Consider the following 14,981-nt stretch of genomic DNA (forward strand, 5'->3'; position numbering starts at 1 on the left):
TTTGCGCGACATGCATTAGCGGCTGCCGATCCAGTTCAGCGCATCGCGCCAGTCGGTCATGCGCACCGGCGTTCCGTGCGAGCCGGTTTCGAAAAGCACGAAGCGCGTCGGATAGCCCTTGGCCTTGAGAGAGCGATAGAGCGCCTTCTGGCCTTCGGCGGGATAGACGCTGTCACGGCTTCCATGGCTGAAGAACATCGGCAGCTTCGCCTTGTAGGCGGCACTTTTCGTGAAGTCCGGATCACTGACGCCGCCCATGACCATCATGCCTGAGAGTGCTGCGACGGCGGAGGCGTCGCGCGAGACACCCCAGCAGATGAAGCTTCCCATCGAGGCGCAGGCGAGCACGACCGGACGGCCTCCGGAACGTTCGGACGCGTATCGAACCAGGCCGGCGATATCGGCGGCACCTGCCGTATCGAAGGAGTGGACGCTCGGGGCGTAATAGACGCCGCCATTGGCGACGGCGAGATTCTTCAGCCGGTTGAAGTTTCCACCGAAGGAAAAGTCGTTGGCACCGAGCCGACGGTCGCCGCCGCGGCCATGGATGAAGATGACCGAGAAGCTGGCGCCGCGATCGGGGCCGACACGGGTCACGTCGAGCGCGCGGCCACCAATATCGAGCGCTTCATTGACCTGCTCGTTCTTCACGCCAAGCGAGACGTAGGCGCGCTTCACCCGGCGTTCGGGGATTTCGTCGCGTTCGTTGATATCCCGCAGTTCCTGGTAGTCGACCGTCAGGTCGTCACCGCCATCCTTCTGGTCGAGCACCTTGGCATAGGAGAACAGATCGTCCTTGTAGGGCTTGAGCGTCTGCGCCTCTGCCGGCGAGGCGGCAATTGCCAAGGCCAGGGCGAACAGGCAGGCACGAAACGGAAAAACAACTGTGGACACGGCCAAATGACGGGCTCCCTCTTTCGCCGCAAGCCTTGCCATTGGCCGCACCGCAAAGCAACACTTGGCCCGAAACACGGCCGTTCGTGCGAAAAATCATCGGCGGCCGGCGCCAGAAATTCTCCTTTTGTTCGCGTATCCTGTGAGAGTCTGGCAGAATTCAGGTGATTCGACCGCCGGGGGATGGCGGCAGAGCCTGGGGCTTGCTATGGCCTCTGGCATTCCCGAACGACAGGAACGATCCGAACGGCCCCATGGACGACAACAACAGCGACCTCTTCTCAATGCCCGAGCAACCGAAGGCCGTCCAGCCGAGCGCCAAGCCGGCCGTGGCTGCAGCCCCCAGCGCGCGCGAAGAGCCGCGCCCTGCCCCGAAAGGCAGCGATGGCAGCGATTACGATGCGTCGGCGATCGAGGTGCTCGAGGGCCTTGAGCCGGTCCGTCGTCGTCCGGGCATGTATATCGGCGGCACCGACGAAAAGGCGCTGCACCATCTCTTTGCCGAAGTCATCGACAACTCGATGGACGAAGCGGTCGCTGGCCATGCGAACTTCATCGAGGTCCATCTCGATGCGGACGGCTTCCTGACAGTCACCGACAACGGCCGCGGCATCCCGGTCGAAAACCATCCGAAATTCCCCGGCAAGTCGACGCTCGAAGTCGTCATGACGGTGCTCCATGCCGGCGGCAAGTTCGATGGCAAGGCCTACGAGACCTCGGGCGGTCTGCACGGCGTCGGCGTTTCCGTCGTCAACGCGCTCTCCGACGCGCTCGAAGTCGAGGTTGCCCGCAATCGCAAGCTCTATCGCCAGCGCTTCTCCCGCGGCATTCCGCAGGGCGGGCTCGAGGAACTCGGCGACGTGCACAATCGCCGCGGCACGCGCGTCCGCTTCCATCCGGACCCGGATATTTTCGGACCGCACGCGCATTTCGAGCCCGGCCGGCTTTTCCGCATGGCGCGCTCGAAAGCCTATCTCTTCGGTGGCGTCGAGATCCGCTGGTCCTGCGATCCGTCATTGCTGCAGGAAGGTTCGGAGATCCCGGACAAGGCCGTCTTTCACTTCCCTGGCGGCCTGAAGGACTATCTGGCGGCGACGCTCGGCAAGGAATTCACCGTTACCCGCGAGATCTTTGCCGGCAAATCGGAGAAGGCCAACGGTCACGGTTCGCTCGAATGGGCGGTCACCTGGTATGGCGGCGACCAGCAGGTTCATTCCTACTGCAACACCATTCCGACGCCTGAGGGCGGTACGCACGAGGCGGGCTTCCGCATCGCGCTGACCAAGGGACTGAAGAACTATGCCGAGCTGAAGCAGAACAAGCGTGCAGCGCTCATCACCACCGATGACGTGATGATTTCAGCCGCCGGAATGCTGTCCGTGTTCATCCGCGAACCGGAATTCGTCGGCCAGACCAAGGACAAGCTAGCGACAGTCGAAGCACAACGCATCGTCGAAAATGCGCTGCGTGACCCCTTCGACCACTACCTTACCGACAATCCGGCCGAGGCCGACAAGCTGCTCGACTGGGTGGTCGAGCGCGCCGAGGAGCGCGTGCGCCGGCGCAAGGAAAAGGAAGTCAACCGCAAGACGGCCGTGCGCAAGCTGCGCCTGCCAGGCAAGCTTGCCGACTGCTCGCAGAACACCGCTGAAGGCGCCGAACTCTTCATCGTCGAAGGGGACTCAGCAGGCGGCTCGGCGAAGCAGGCGCGCAACCGCGCCAACCAGGCGATCCTGCCCTTGCGCGGCAAGATCCTCAACGTGGCGAGCGCCGGTCGCGAAAAGCTCGGCGCCAACCAGCAGATTGCCGACCTCATCCAGGCGCTTGGCTGCGGCACCCGCAGCAAGTACCGGGAAGAGGATCTGCGCTACGAGCGCATCGTCGTCATGACCGACGCCGACGTCGACGGCGCACATATCGCCTCGCTGCTGATCACCTTCTTCTACCAGGAGATGCCCGAACTGATCCGCGGCGGTCACCTCTATCTCGCCGTGCCGCCGCTCTATCGCATCAGCCAGGGCGCAAGGACGCTCTATGCACGGGATGACGCGCACCGCGAGGAGCTGATGCGCACCGAGTTTGCCGGTCGCGGCAAGGTCGAGATCGGCCGCTTCAAAGGTCTCGGCGAGATGCTGCCGGCGCAGCTCAAGGAAACGACGATGGATCCGAAGTTCCGCACGCTGCTCAAGGTCGAGATCGACGATGTCGATTTCGAGGGCACGCGCGAAGCGGTCGACAACCTGATGGGCACGAAGGCGGATGCCCGCTTCCGCTTCATCCAGGAGCGCGCTGTCTTTGCGGACAACCTGGACATCTGAGCCGGCTTTCTGCCGGCAAGCAGGATCACAATAATCCATACAGAAACGGCGGCTCACAGGCCGCCGTTTCTGTATTCAGGGTTTGAAGGCTGCTCGAGCTTACGCAACGTGAACGGGCTTCTCCATGAAGAGGCTCAGCGGATCCGGCTGATACTCCCCGAACGGCGGGCGCTCGACGTAGCCGGCCGCCTTGTAAAGGCCGATCGCTTCGGGCTGATAGATGCCTGTTTCGAGGCGGATTGCCACCAGTCCGAGTTGCGCCGCGCGCGACTCCAGCGCCTGCAGCAACAACTTGCCGACCCTCAGCCCCCTCGCCCCGGGATCGACGAACATGCGCTTGATTTCCGCCGTCCCGTCACCGGCATCAACCAGGGCGCAGCAGCCGACGGTATCGCCGTCACGCCGTGCGACGAAGAACGATACCTCCGGCTTTTCCAGGTTCGACAGATCGACCATGTGATTGCTCTCGGCGGGGTAGAGCGAGGCGGCGTAGGCGTCGGAGAGTTCCAGGAGACTCAGAACTTCAGCTTGGCGCGGCGTCTCCTGGGCTATGATTACGGCAGGCAATCGGGTCGTCCTTTTCATTCAGGCGTGGTTTTGCGCCAAACTACCGCCGGCCTACGCCCGGACCAATACGTCAAATGGCGCAGGCTCGCATGCCTCACCATCAATCCGCCTAACAGGCTGAAACAATTTGTTCCGCGCTGCCGGCAACATCGCCCTATTTCGAGGAGAATCATGCAGGCATAGGTTGATCCACCACAACCTGCAAAGACGATGGGAATGCGATGCAAGCGGCGCTGATAGTCATGACCATTCTCGGCTGCGACCACGACGTCAGCCAATGCCAGTACATCTCGACGGTCAACGGCAGCTGGCCATCGATCGCGCAGTGCGACACGGCTTCGAACGCGCAACTGCCGAGGTTTTCCAATGCGAACTATCCGGTCGTCGTTGCGGTATGCGAGAGCTCGGCGCCAAGCGTCGCCGAAATCCCCGCGCCGCCACCCGGCGCCCAGCAGAACCAGGCGCTGCCCGTTCCGGCAGCGGAGCCGGAACCCGAGCAAGGATTGCCGAAACGCACGCTGGCTTTCCTGTCGGGCGCCATCCCCGATCGGGAGAAGCTGAAGACCATCGTCACGAAGCCGGTGCGCTATGTCGAAGATGGCTATTCCTGGGTCGCGCGCCGCTTTACCGACTGACGCGCCAAGCACGCCTCAGACGAGGCCGGCCGAAATCAGGCTGTTCGCCGAGGCCACGACTGCCTCTTCGGCAGAGCGCGGCTGCCACCCGAGAACACGGCGCGCCTTTTCGTTGGAAATGCGGGGGTCATGCCCGAGTTCGCGCACGATGAGGCGCAGGCCCGCATCGAAGGGGGCGGCAAGCCCTGCCAGCCAATTGGGCAGCACGAACCTCGGAAGTCTGCCCGCATGTTCAGGGAACCTGCGCCGGAGGATGGCCGTGATATCCGCAAGGGAAAGCGCCTCTCCCGCAATCAGGAAACGCTCGCCTGCCGCTGCGGCGACGCTTAAGGCCTGCACATGCGCATCCGCCACGTCGCGGACGTCGACAACCGGCACGGCGAACTTCGGCAAGGCGGGATAGTTCCCCTTGAGCAGGTTTCGCACCACGGCGACGGATGTGCCGATCTCATGGCCAAGAACCGGCCCGAGGACCATTCCGGGATTGATGACCACAAGCTCCAGGCCGCTGTCAGCCGCATAGTCCCAGGCCGCGCGTTCGGCGAAGGTCTTGGAGCGGTAGTAGGGTGTCGCAAGCGATGACTGCGGATCGGTCCAATCGTCCTCCGTAAACGGCGCGCGCCCTGCCCCGTAGATGACCGCGGCGACCGACGACGTGAGCACGACGCGTTTGGCACCGGCCGCATGGGCTGCCCTGAGCACACGCAGCGTGCCGTCACGGGCCGGCCCGATCAGGTCATCTTCATTGGCAGGCAAGCGAGCCGGAAATGGCGAGGCGGTGTGGACGACGTAGGAAACCTCGGCAAAGGCCTCAGCCCAGCCCCGCTCCTCCAGGAGATCCGCCTCTCCAAACGTCAGGCGCGCGGCATCCGTACCACCGGCCGCGCGAATGGATCGCTCGATCTCCTCGGCGCGCCCGAGCGCGCGAACCGTGCCGTGCACAGGATAACCTTCGCGCAGCAAGGCGAGCGCGACGTGCCGTCCGACAAAACCGCCGATTCCGGTCACGGCAACGGTCGCGGTCCTCGCGTTCATGGGTCCATTCCTCGCTAGAACGGGTCGCGATCAGGCGGCCTGGCGTGCGGCAAGTTCCGCGTAGTCACGGGCCGACTGGCGCTCCTCGGCGAATGCCAGGCGCTCGAGCAGATCGATCATCGCTGCGTCGGTCGGCGATGTTGCCCGTCCACGTCGCAGGCGCACGAGCAGTTCTGCCGAGACCGTCGCGTGGCCGCCGATTGAACCCGGCCCGTCCTGACGCCACAGGAGGACCGCTGTCGCAAACGTCTCGCTGACGTCGCGGCCGAGCCCGGCGCTTTCGAACAGGGCACGGATCGAGTGGACGCGCCCACCGGACAGGATGGAACGCACGCGTTTTTCGCTGACGCCGGAGAGGTCGACGATTGCGGCCGAGAAAAACTCTGCACGGCCGGTCACGAGCGCATGCAGCAGGAAGGCGGGCGTCAGGCGGCCGGTCTCGCGCAGATGCGTGACGAGGTCCGGCAGCTCCTCGACGGCTGTCGTTCCAACCATGCCGACGGCAGCGATATCGCAGGCTTCACGGGTGACCCGCTGCACGCGACCTTCTCCAATCGTCACCTGTACGAGGCCGAAGGCGGCAAGTGCTGCACCGACTTCTTCGACAAGCGCGTGGCGGGCGGCACTCGGCAGGTCGTCGCGCGCAAGAAGCAGGTCACGAACCGAAGCCGAATGGCCAAGACGCTCGGCAATGCGCTTCAGCGAACGGCGCGACAGAAGAGCGCCGGGGTTTTCGAGCAGGATCAGCATTTCGTCTTCGTCGCCGATTTCGGCGATCGCAGCGGCGACCCCGCGCGAAACGAAACTGCGCGCCGCGATCAGCGCGCGGGTCTCCAGCGTTCCCCGAGCCGCGAGGTCGACCAGGTCGTCGTCGGTCAGGACGGGAGAATGCGAAACGACGAGATAGGCAATTTCAGGCTGGTCCCCTGCAAGACCAAGAATGATGGCGCGCGGCACGGAAGAGCAACCGCAAAGGACTTCGGCCAAGGCAAGGCGAACTTTGGGCGACGGATCGTCCAGCAGAAAGGTCATCGCCATCTCGGCGGCGCGACGATCGAGACCATTCAGTTGCGCATCGACATAGGCGCGGCCGAGCGCGCTGGCGGCGCGAATGCGTTCGCCTGTTCTCGCCGTTTCCACCCAGCGAAGAAATGCTTGTATGATCACCTACGCCCCACTAGACCACGCCAATGCCACCGATGTTCTGAGCCTAGCGAGCAAAGGTTTAAGATTGGTTCACCATGTCTGTTAACCGCCTCCAAACCATAAGGCCGCTGCTGTTTGCGGACGACGACGCGCTTAGCCTGGACGTGAGCGTTCTCAACACATTGGCTGGGCTGATCCTGACTGCCGGCCTCGGCCACGAAACGCGTCTTGGCCTCGCCCGGATGGAAGGACGCGATCTCGCGCTGCTCGCCTGTGTGGAACCGGTCGGGCTGCTCCATGAAGACGACGTACACCGGCTGCTTGATAGCGGCATCGATGGCGTCGTGCTTACCGGATGCCGCGGCCGCGCGGACATACAGAAGCTCGACGTGATGCTGCGGGTTGCCGAAGCAAGGATTGGCCTTCCAGCCAATCGCACCCGGATTTACGCCGAATACGGCGCAGCACCCGAAGGCCTGCTGTCGCCGCACACACTGGCGGGGTGCTCGCAGCGACTGGAAGGATTGATCTTCAACGGCTCGGCGCTGGCAAAGGCAGTCGGCTGCAAGGAGCCGGCGAGTGCCGCGCATCAGGGCGTGGCCGCGCCCGTGCTCGCGGGTCGCGCCAATGTGGTGCTAAGGGCCCATGAGGCCGGCATCCGCGCCTATGAGGTGCTGCCGCCCACCGCCGATGCGGCAGCCACACGCTGGGCGCTTTCACAAAGCAGGAACGACGGATTCGCTTCGGTCGTCTGCCGCTCGCCCGAGCAAGCAGTCATCGCCGGCAGCGTATGACGCCCAGCCGGCGCGGTAACCGTCAGCGCGTCGGGCGGGTCATCTGGAAGACGTCGCCGCCGTCGCAATAGTCCATGTAGCCGAGGCGGGCGAGCGGCTTGACCGTCGCCATGTCGAAACGGCCATCGCGGATCGCGTCTTCGCGAATGTGGATGCCGACGACCTGGCCGATGACGACGTAGTTGTCGGACAATGCACCATCCAGATCCTTGGGCTGGAACATCTCGGTCATCCGGCATTCGAGCGCGGCATAGGCTTCACCGACGAACGGCGCCCCAACCAGCGCGCCGTCGACCGGCGTCAATCCGGCGATATCGAATTCGCTCTCGCCATGCGGCGCCGGGATCGACGTCTTGTTGATGGCGGCCGCCAGGTCACGGCTGGCGAAGCTCGCCGTGAACTCGCCGGTTGCCTCGATGTTGCGAACCGAATCCTTATAGCCGCTCGATGAAAACATCACGAGCTTCGGCCGGTCGCTGATGGCATTGAAGAAGGAATAGGGCGCGAGGTTCAGCGCGCCCTCGGCCGACCGCGTGCCAATCCAACCGATCGGCCGCGGCGAAACAATCGCCTTGAAAGGATCATGCGGCAGACCGTGACTGTTCGAGGTCGTATCGTAAAACATCAGGCTTCCTCGCCAACCCAGGTGACGATCTCGGCCAGCTCCGGCCGCGGCCGCTCCGTCGGTGGCACCATGGCGGTACCGATATGGATGAAGCCGGCAATTTTCTCGCCCGGCTTCACGCCCAGCAGCGGATAGGCGCGCTCGTCGAAAGCATACCACTCGGTCAGCCAGTTGGATGCGTAACCGAGGGCGTTGGCGGCCATCAGCAGGTTGAGGCAGACGGCACCAGCGGACATGACCTGTTCCCATTCCGGGATCTTGAAATGCGGCGCGGCGGTGCTGACGACGGCAACGACCACAGGCGCGCGCGACAGGCGGGTTTCCTCCACCTTGATCATCTCTTCCGACAGATCCGGCTTCAGCTCAAGCGCCATTGCCTTCAGCTTGGCGCTGATGCGTACCCTCTCCTCGCCGCGATAGACGATGAAGCGCCAGGGCGCGAGTTTGCCGTGGTCCGGCACGCGCGAAGCAAGCTTCAGCATTTCCTCAACCTCGGCCTTGCCGGGACCGGGACCTCCCATCTGGAAAGCGGGGATGGAGCGACGGGACGTCAGGTAGTCGACGAGCTTAATTTCGGTTTTCATGTCAGATGAATTCCACTAATTTGCCGCCCCACAGGCAGCCACGAAAATGCCATACCGGCGTCCCAAGTGGAGTCACTCAGTCAGGAAGTCAACTGTTCTCATGCGTGCACTCTCTCGTATTTTCCTTCAGACCGGTCTTGCGATCCTTGTCGCCGGCACCGCTACGGGAAATGTGTTCGCAGAGGATGCGACCCAGGCGTTTGAAAGTTTCCCCTCGATCGCCGGCCCGCGCAAGATGCCGAAGCTGACGGGCTTCAGCCCGATGACATCGGATCCGCTGGCGGACGGCACGCTGAAGGATATCAAGCTCGAGGCGCTGCTGACCGAAAAAGGCGGACCGGTCGAAGCTGGGCTCACCTGGCGTGTGTTCAGCCCGATCCCCGGAAGCGACGGCAAGCTGCCGCTTCTCGCAACGTCGGAAGGCGGCTCGACAGCGTTCAATCTGGTACCGGGCGAATATTTCGTCAATGTCTCCTTTGGACGCGCCTCGGCCACGCGCAAGGTCCGCGTGCCGGAGCAAGGCGCGCTCGACAAGCAGGTGCTGGTGCTCGATGCCGGCGGCATGAAGCTCAATGCGGTCTCCGGCAGCGACGTGCGCATCCCACCGGCCGAACTCAGCTTCGACGTCTATTCCGCCGACACCAAGAGCGACGGCGAACGGGCGCTCATTGTCGAGGACGTCAAGCCGAACACGGTGGTCCGGCTGGGTGCCGGAACCTATCACGTGACCTCCAGCTATGGCGGCACGACCAACGCCTCGACCGCGGCTGACATCCAGGTCGAAGCGGGCAAGCTGACCGAAGCAACCATGCAGCACCGCGCCGCCAAGCTCACGCTCAAGCTGGTTTCGGAACCGGGCGGCGAAGCCATCGCCAACACCGCCTGGACGATCCTCACCTCCGCCGGCGATACGGTGAGCGAAGCCAACGGCGCCTTCCCGACGCAGGTCCTGCTCGAAGGCAGCTATTCCGCTGTGGCGCGCTACAAGGACAAGATCTACGAGCGCGACTTCACCGTGAAGGCCGGCGTCAACATGGACGTGGAAGTACTGCTCAGCAGCGGCGGCAACAATGCGAACACCAATGCGAGCGTTGTGTCGGAAGCACAGGACTGAGCTTCGACGTAACGGAACGCAGTTGACCTTACGTCAGCCTGCCCGTCGCATGAACCGCCGACGCGGCGGCGCCATGGAAAAGACCGCTTCATAGATGCGCGCCAAAAGGTCCTTGCGATCGCCACAGGCACAGAGATCCTCGGGCGTGAGCACGCCGCCGATGCGCGCCGCGATCGTCGTTCCGGACAGACGCCGGAATTCGCGGATCAAGAGCGACAGTCTCAGCGTCAGTGAAATCTTGCTCGCCAGATGGAAGAACGGCCCGTTCTGTCCTTCGAAGTAGATCGGGATCACGCTCGCCCGCGCCGCCTGAATGAGCTTTGCCGGAAAGATCTTCCACGGCAGGTCCTCGGCCCGGCCGAAACCCTTCGGCGCGGTCGCCACGCCGCCGGCCGGGAAGATGACGATGGTCACGCCTTCCTTGAGCAGTCGCAGCGCCTCATGGCGCGTCGCCATGTTGACGGCCAGCGCCTCCTTCGTCTCTTCGAACGATACCGGCAGCGAGTAAGGCGCCATTTCCGGCACCTTCAGCAGTTCGTTGTTGATGAGCACGCGGAAGGGACGGCCGAGCTGTTCGGCAAGCGCGAGCACTGCGATGCCGTCGCCGATGCCGAAAGGATGATTGGCGATGATGACGATCGGCGTATCGGGGAGGTTCCGCGGCGGCCACTCGCCTTTTGTCTGCAGCGTCACATCGATGAGCTGCAACATCTCCCCGAAGACGCGCTCGCTCTTGCCGACGATGTCGGACCGCCAGCGCGTATAAAGCTTGGCATAGCGGTTGCGGCCCGACAGGCCTTCCATGGAGCGAATGAACCAGCGCTTCAGGCGCCGGTCGTTCTCATTGGCGTAGGACAGCTCTTTGAACTGCACGGAAATCTCCGATGGATACGATCTTATCCGGATATTCCGCTAATATGACAGTTTGCTGACAAAGCAAGTGCTCGGGGTCTCAACCCCGAGCTTTCTTTTCTGCCTTGCGCTTGAGATCCGGCGCCATGGCTTCGAGCGCAAGCGATGCAATCGCCTCGTCGAGCGACATGGCGGTCTGGGCCTGCGAGCCCAGACGGCGGATGTTGACCGAGCGCTCTTCGGCTTCGCGCTTGCCGCAGACCACGATGACCGGAACCTTCGTGACCGAATGTTCGCGGACCTTGTAGTTGATCTTCTCGTTGCGGAAGTCGGTCTCTACAGTCAGCCCTGCGTCACGCAGGAGTTCGGCAACCTCGCGACCGTAGTCGTCGGCTTCCGAAGTGATCGTCGCGACGACGACCTGCAGCGGCGAAACCCAGAGCGGCATGTGGCCGGCGAAGTTCTCGATCAGGATGCCGAGGAAGCGTTCCATCGAGCCGCAGATCGCGCGGTGGATCATCACCGGCTGACGCTTTTCGGATTCCTTGTCGATGTAGAAGGCACCGAAACGCTCCGGCAGGTTGAAGTCGACCTGGGTCGTGCCGCACTGCCATTCGCGACCGATCGCGTCCTTCAGCGTGTACTCGAACTTCGGACCGTAGAAGGCGCCCTCGCCCGGCAGAATGCCGGTCTTGATTCGGCCTTCCGACTGCGCCTCGATCGTCTTCAAGACGTCCGTCATCACGCTTTCGGCGCGATCCCAGAGCTCGTCGGAACCGACGCGCTTGTCCGGACGGGTGGAGAGCTTGACCACGACTTCCTTGAAGCCGAAGTCCTCGTAGACCGAGAGGATGAGGTCGTTGATGCGCAGGCATTCTTCCGCCATCTGCTCGTCAGTGCAGAAGACATGCGCGTCGTCCTGGGTGAAGCCGCGCACGCGCATCAGCCCGTGCAGGGCGCCCGACGGCTCGTAGCGATGAACGTTGCCGAACTCGGCGAGGCGCACCGGCAGTTCGCGATAGGACTTCAGGCCATGCTTGAAGATCTGGATATGGCCCGGGCAGTTCATCGGCTTCAGCGCAAAGATGCGCTCGTCGTCGGTCTCGTCACCGGCAACGGTCACCTTGAACATGTTGTCCCGGTACCAGCCCCAGTGACCCGAGGTTTCCCAGAGCGACTTGTCGAGCACCTGCGGCGCGTTGACTTCCTGATAGGTGTTGGCGAGCCGGCGACGCATATAGGCAACCAGCGTCTGGAACATGCGCCAGCCCTTGCCATGCCAGAAGACGACGCCCGGGCCTTCTTCCTGGAAATGGAACAGGTCCATTTCGCGGCCAAGGCGACGGTGGTCGCGCTTTTCGGCTTCAGCGAGCACGTGCAGGTACTGGTCGAGCTCTTCCTGGGTGTGCCAGGCGGTGCCGTAAATGCGGGTCAGCATCGCGTTGTTGCTGTCGCCGCGCCAATAGGCGCCGGCCACCTTCATCAGCTTGAAGGCGGTGCCGATCTGGCCGGTCGAGGCCATGTGCGGGCCGCGGCAAAGATCGAACCAGTCGCCCTGATAGTAGATCTTGAGATCCTGCCCTTCGGGGATCGCGTCGACGAGTTCGACCTTGTAGGCCTCGCCCTTGTCGGCAAACACCTGGCGGGCCTTATCGCGCGACCAGACTTCCTTGGTGAAAGGCTTGTTGCGGGCGATGATCTCCTTCATCCGCTTTTCAATGAGCGGCAGGTCGTCGGGCGTGAAGGGCTCGTTGCGGGCAAAGTCGTAATAGAAGCCGTTGTCGATGACCGGGCCGATGGTCACCTGCGTTCCCGGCCACAGTTCCTGAACGGCCTCCGCCATCACGTGCGCGGCATCGTGGCGGATCAGTTCGAGCGAGCGCTTGTCGTCACGAACGACGATTTCGAGGCGACCATTGGTCACCGGATCGGACAGATCGCGCAGCTCGTCGTCGAGCGCGATCGCAACCGCCTTCTTGGCGAGCGACTTCGAAATCGATTCTGCCACGTCGCGGCCGGTCGTGCCGAAGGGATATTCGCGCACCGAGCCATCAGGAAATGTAAGGGAAACAGGATTCGACATATTGATCTCCTATCCAGTCCCGCCAACGAATGCGGGTGGTATGGTTGACCGGCAGGGCCGGTGAATTGACAATACAGCGTCGCATCCGTCAGACGCGCAGAGATCGCTGTAGTGCTTTGGATTGCTGCGTGTTTTTCCCCGAGCCGGAGGACGACCCGCGGAAACACGCCGTAGCCTGATAAAGGGTTTTCGAAAGTGAGTAAAGGCAAAGGCTGCGGCGGAGGCTAGCTGCGCAGCATCTCGCAAAGCCCCTTCACGGTGTTCCAGTTGCGGAACGTCCCGATGCCCAGCCGCTTGGTGGTCATGGCGCCGAGCAGCTTCGATTCGCTCGCCTTGCCCGGGAAATGCACCCAGAGATCGCCATCGACGATCGCCAGTCGCTCGCCGGCGGTGCAGTAGCGCCGAAGCCCTTCGAGCGCCGCTTCCGTCAAAGGTTCGCGCATCACCCGGACATGAACCTGCGTCGCGTCCGCCTCGCCCTCCTCATGGAAGGGATTGGCTGCGGCAAGCGTCTGCCAATCGGCGCCCGACCGGACAAGAATGTCGACGTGCCGACCAAACGTCTCGGCAAAGGCCTTCTCAAGCGGCATTTCGAGGTCCCGAGTGGACGTTTGTCCGGTCTGAAACACCAGATTGCCCGTTGCGACCAACGTCCGCGGCGCTTGATAGCCGAGCCCTTCGGCCATCTTCTTGAGGTCAGCCATGACGACCCGGCGGCCGGGCCCGAGAACGATGCTGTAAAGCAAGGCGACGTAGCTGTTCATCATTCCCCTTGTCAGGCGCGCCAGAAATCCGCAGCGCCCGCCGGCAGCCGGGCGAGCACCCGGTCGAGTTTCGCCTCGTCGATGTTGCGACGCAAGGCGCCAGCGACGTCTGCAATGGCGCTGTCCGGGGAAATATTGTGATCCGGGCGCAGCGCCTGTACCTCGCGGGTCATGGCGATGCGACCCGAAAACGGGAGCCGCGGCTCTTCAAGGTCCCACTCGGCAACGAAGATCGCCCGGATGACAGGCGGCAGGATGTCGGCAAACAGAATGGCATCCTCGATATCGAGCCGGCGCCGAAACGTCTGCAGTACCGCCTGGACCATCGTATAGGCCTGGTTCGTCGTCTGCAGCCCGGCCAAGTCGCGGGCATCGAGAAGGAAGCGCTCGAAGTCTAAGGAAGCCTGACGATACTCCATCGGCATGGGCATGGCGGTCATCCAATCTTCGGCCGCGGCCGCCAAAAGCGCCACGGCGCGTACCATACGAGGCGCGGTTCAAGCCGCTCCGGCACAGGATCGAAACCATGCGTTCCGCCCGGCCCGCAGCGCGCCACGCGAAACAGCGTCATCCAGCCTCCGGCCCAGAAGCCATGGCGGGCAATCGCCTCGTAGCCATATTCCGAACAGGTCGGCAGGTGTCGGCACGAATTGCCGATAAAGCTCGAAAGCGTGAGCTGATAGGCGCGGATCAGCGCCATGCCTAAGAGCCGCCCGGGGGTCTTGCGAAAGGGGCCCGACCAGTTTCGGCCACGGACCGCTGGCGCTGCCTTTTCATGTGCAGCGTGCCGGCAATTCGGTTCGCCGCACATCTCAGACGGCCGCGAGCAGTCGCCTGGCCTCGATCTGCTCGATGGCATCGACGACCGCATCGAAGGTTAGCATGGTCGATGCGTGGCGCGCCTTGTATTCCTTCACCGGACGCAGGAAGCGCATGTCCTCGAAACGGCCCGAAGGCCCCTCACCGTCCGCCTTCAACATAGCCAGCATGTCTTCGCGCGCCTGGCGGATCTCCTCAGCCCCGGCGCCGACGACATGGCGCGCCATGATCGAGGACGACGCCTGGCCGAGCGCGCAGGCTTTGACGTCATGGGCAAAATCGGTGACGACGTCGCCATCCATCTTCAACCAGATATGCACCCTGGAGCCGCACAGCTTGGAATGCGCCGTCGCGTCCGCATCGGCATCGCCGAGCGTCCCGATACGGGGAATGTTGCCGGCGAATTCGAGAATTCGGCTGTTGTAGATGTCATCCATCATTTGACGCGATCCGACTGATTTTTCGCGGTTTTGAGTGATCGACGCATGATTTTCTCCGGTAGACGGGAAAAAAGCACGACGCGACACGCTCCGCCTCTTTCATCTCTGTGGCACCATACTATATGCTATGTCGTGTTGGGGCGACAGTTCCGCAAGAGGAACAATGTCGCCTGTTGTTTGGGAAACCGTGCCGGAAGGTCCAGTGCACTGCTAAGCCAGGACCGGAAAGCCCCGGAGCCCGCCAACGGAACCCAAGCCTGCAGGGTTAGGCGAATGGCCAGTGGCGAGTTGTCCGAAAGATAAAACGTCAA

At 63.0% G+C, this 14,981-nt stretch carries 16 protein-coding genes; 4 read left to right on the forward strand and 12 right to left on the reverse strand.

Annotated features, from left to right (window positions below; all coding sequences use genetic code 11):
* Window positions 1–15: 15 nt before the first annotated feature.
* On the reverse strand, window positions 16–936 hold the full coding sequence (locus OVA00_RS31090; RefSeq protein WP_268090273.1) for an alpha/beta hydrolase: 921 nt from the start codon (window positions 934–936) through the stop codon (window positions 16–18).
* A 212-nt stretch (window positions 937–1,148) separates the two neighbouring features.
* Here OVA00_RS31090 and parE point away from each other — a divergent pair, with 212 nt between their 5' ends.
* The gene (gene parE / locus OVA00_RS31095) at window positions 1,149–3,212 is read left to right on the forward strand and encodes a DNA topoisomerase IV subunit B (protein WP_192439099.1); all 2,064 of its coding nucleotides are present in this window, start codon (window positions 1,149–1,151) and stop codon (window positions 3,210–3,212) included.
* A 99-nt stretch (window positions 3,213–3,311) separates the two neighbouring features.
* Here the strand turns inward: parE and OVA00_RS31100 are convergent, their stop codons facing one another.
* A complete protein-coding gene (locus tag OVA00_RS31100; protein WP_268090274.1) occupies window positions 3,312–3,779 on the reverse strand; it encodes a GNAT family N-acetyltransferase in 468 nt (155 codons plus the stop codon).
* 221 nt (window positions 3,780–4,000) lie between these two features.
* Between OVA00_RS31100 and OVA00_RS31105 the strand changes: the two genes are divergently transcribed.
* The gene (locus tag OVA00_RS31105; protein ID WP_134887156.1) at window positions 4,001–4,414 is read left to right on the forward strand and encodes a hypothetical protein; all 414 of its coding nucleotides are present in this window, start codon (window positions 4,001–4,003) and stop codon (window positions 4,412–4,414) included.
* A gap of 15 nt (window positions 4,415–4,429) precedes the next feature.
* On the opposite strand, the gene OVA00_RS31110 is transcribed toward OVA00_RS31105, so the two are convergent.
* Window positions 4,430–5,449, reverse strand: a complete 1,020-nt coding sequence (locus OVA00_RS31110; RefSeq protein WP_268090275.1) for an SDR family oxidoreductase — start codon at window positions 5,447–5,449, stop codon at window positions 4,430–4,432.
* Window positions 5,450–5,479: 30 nt separating this feature from the next.
* Window positions 5,480–6,616, reverse strand: coding sequence for a DUF2336 domain-containing protein (locus OVA00_RS31115; protein ID WP_060516859.1), 1,137 nt, complete (start codon window positions 6,614–6,616; stop codon window positions 5,480–5,482).
* A gap of 74 nt (window positions 6,617–6,690) precedes the next feature.
* On the opposite strand from OVA00_RS31115, the gene OVA00_RS31120 reads away from it, so the two are divergent.
* Window positions 6,691–7,389: an aldolase gene (locus tag OVA00_RS31120; RefSeq protein ID WP_268090276.1), complete on the forward strand. Its 699-nt coding sequence runs from the start codon at window positions 6,691–6,693 to the stop codon at window positions 7,387–7,389.
* A gap of 22 nt (window positions 7,390–7,411) precedes the next feature.
* Here OVA00_RS31120 and OVA00_RS31125 read toward each other — a convergent pair whose 3' ends face one another.
* Together OVA00_RS31125 and OVA00_RS31130 are read right to left on the reverse strand one after the other, a co-directional pair.
* Window positions 7,412–8,014 carry a flavin reductase family protein gene (locus tag OVA00_RS31125; RefSeq protein WP_060607369.1) on the reverse strand — a complete coding sequence of 201 codons (603 nt, stop codon included), beginning with the start codon at window positions 8,012–8,014 and terminating at the stop codon, window positions 7,412–7,414.
* Window positions 8,014–8,598: a nitroreductase family protein gene (locus OVA00_RS31130; protein WP_034795936.1), complete on the reverse strand. Its 585-nt coding sequence runs from the start codon at window positions 8,596–8,598 to the stop codon at window positions 8,014–8,016. The genes OVA00_RS31125 and OVA00_RS31130 overlap by 1 nt, the downstream gene beginning before the upstream one ends.
* Before the next feature lie 100 nt (window positions 8,599–8,698).
* On the opposite strand from OVA00_RS31130, the gene OVA00_RS31135 reads away from it, so the two are divergent.
* Window positions 8,699–9,712, forward strand: a complete 1,014-nt coding sequence (locus OVA00_RS31135) for a hypothetical protein (protein WP_060516851.1) — start codon at window positions 8,699–8,701, stop codon at window positions 9,710–9,712.
* Between the two features lie 33 nt (window positions 9,713–9,745).
* Here OVA00_RS31135 and OVA00_RS31140 read toward each other — a convergent pair whose 3' ends face one another.
* The 6 genes from OVA00_RS31140 to OVA00_RS31165 form a co-directional block, all read right to left on the reverse strand.
* On the reverse strand, window positions 9,746–10,585 hold the full coding sequence (locus OVA00_RS31140) for a lysophospholipid acyltransferase family protein (RefSeq protein ID WP_034795943.1): 840 nt from the start codon (window positions 10,583–10,585) through the stop codon (window positions 9,746–9,748).
* A gap of 79 nt (window positions 10,586–10,664) precedes the next feature.
* The gene (gene thrS, locus OVA00_RS31145) at window positions 10,665–12,647 is read right to left on the reverse strand and encodes a threonine--tRNA ligase (RefSeq protein WP_060582497.1); all 1,983 of its coding nucleotides are present in this window, start codon (window positions 12,645–12,647) and stop codon (window positions 10,665–10,667) included.
* A 224-nt stretch (window positions 12,648–12,871) separates the two neighbouring features.
* Window positions 12,872–13,411 (reverse strand): DUF1697 domain-containing protein, encoded by a 540-nt coding sequence (locus OVA00_RS31150; protein ID WP_112976220.1) that lies wholly within the window; start codon window positions 13,409–13,411, stop codon window positions 12,872–12,874.
* Window positions 13,412–13,422: 11 nt separating this feature from the next.
* Window positions 13,423–13,851: a DUF2267 domain-containing protein gene (locus OVA00_RS31155; protein ID WP_060516848.1), complete on the reverse strand. Its 429-nt coding sequence runs from the start codon at window positions 13,849–13,851 to the stop codon at window positions 13,423–13,425.
* Window positions 13,848–14,222 carry a membrane protein insertion efficiency factor YidD gene (yidD, locus tag OVA00_RS31160; RefSeq protein WP_089044573.1) on the reverse strand — a complete coding sequence of 125 codons (375 nt, stop codon included), beginning with the start codon at window positions 14,220–14,222 and terminating at the stop codon, window positions 13,848–13,850. Before yidD ends, OVA00_RS31155 begins: the two co-directional genes overlap by 4 nt.
* Window position 14,223: 1 nt before the next feature.
* On the reverse strand, window positions 14,224–14,670 hold the full coding sequence (locus tag OVA00_RS31165; RefSeq protein WP_268090279.1) for an iron-sulfur cluster assembly scaffold protein: 447 nt from the start codon (window positions 14,668–14,670) through the stop codon (window positions 14,224–14,226).
* Between the last annotated feature and the right edge of the window lie 311 nt (window positions 14,671–14,981).

The sequence above is a fragment of the Ensifer sp. SL37 genome, assembly GCF_026672675.1.
In the GTDB taxonomy this organism is placed as follows: Bacteria; Pseudomonadota; Alphaproteobacteria; order Rhizobiales; family Rhizobiaceae; genus Ensifer; species Ensifer adhaerens.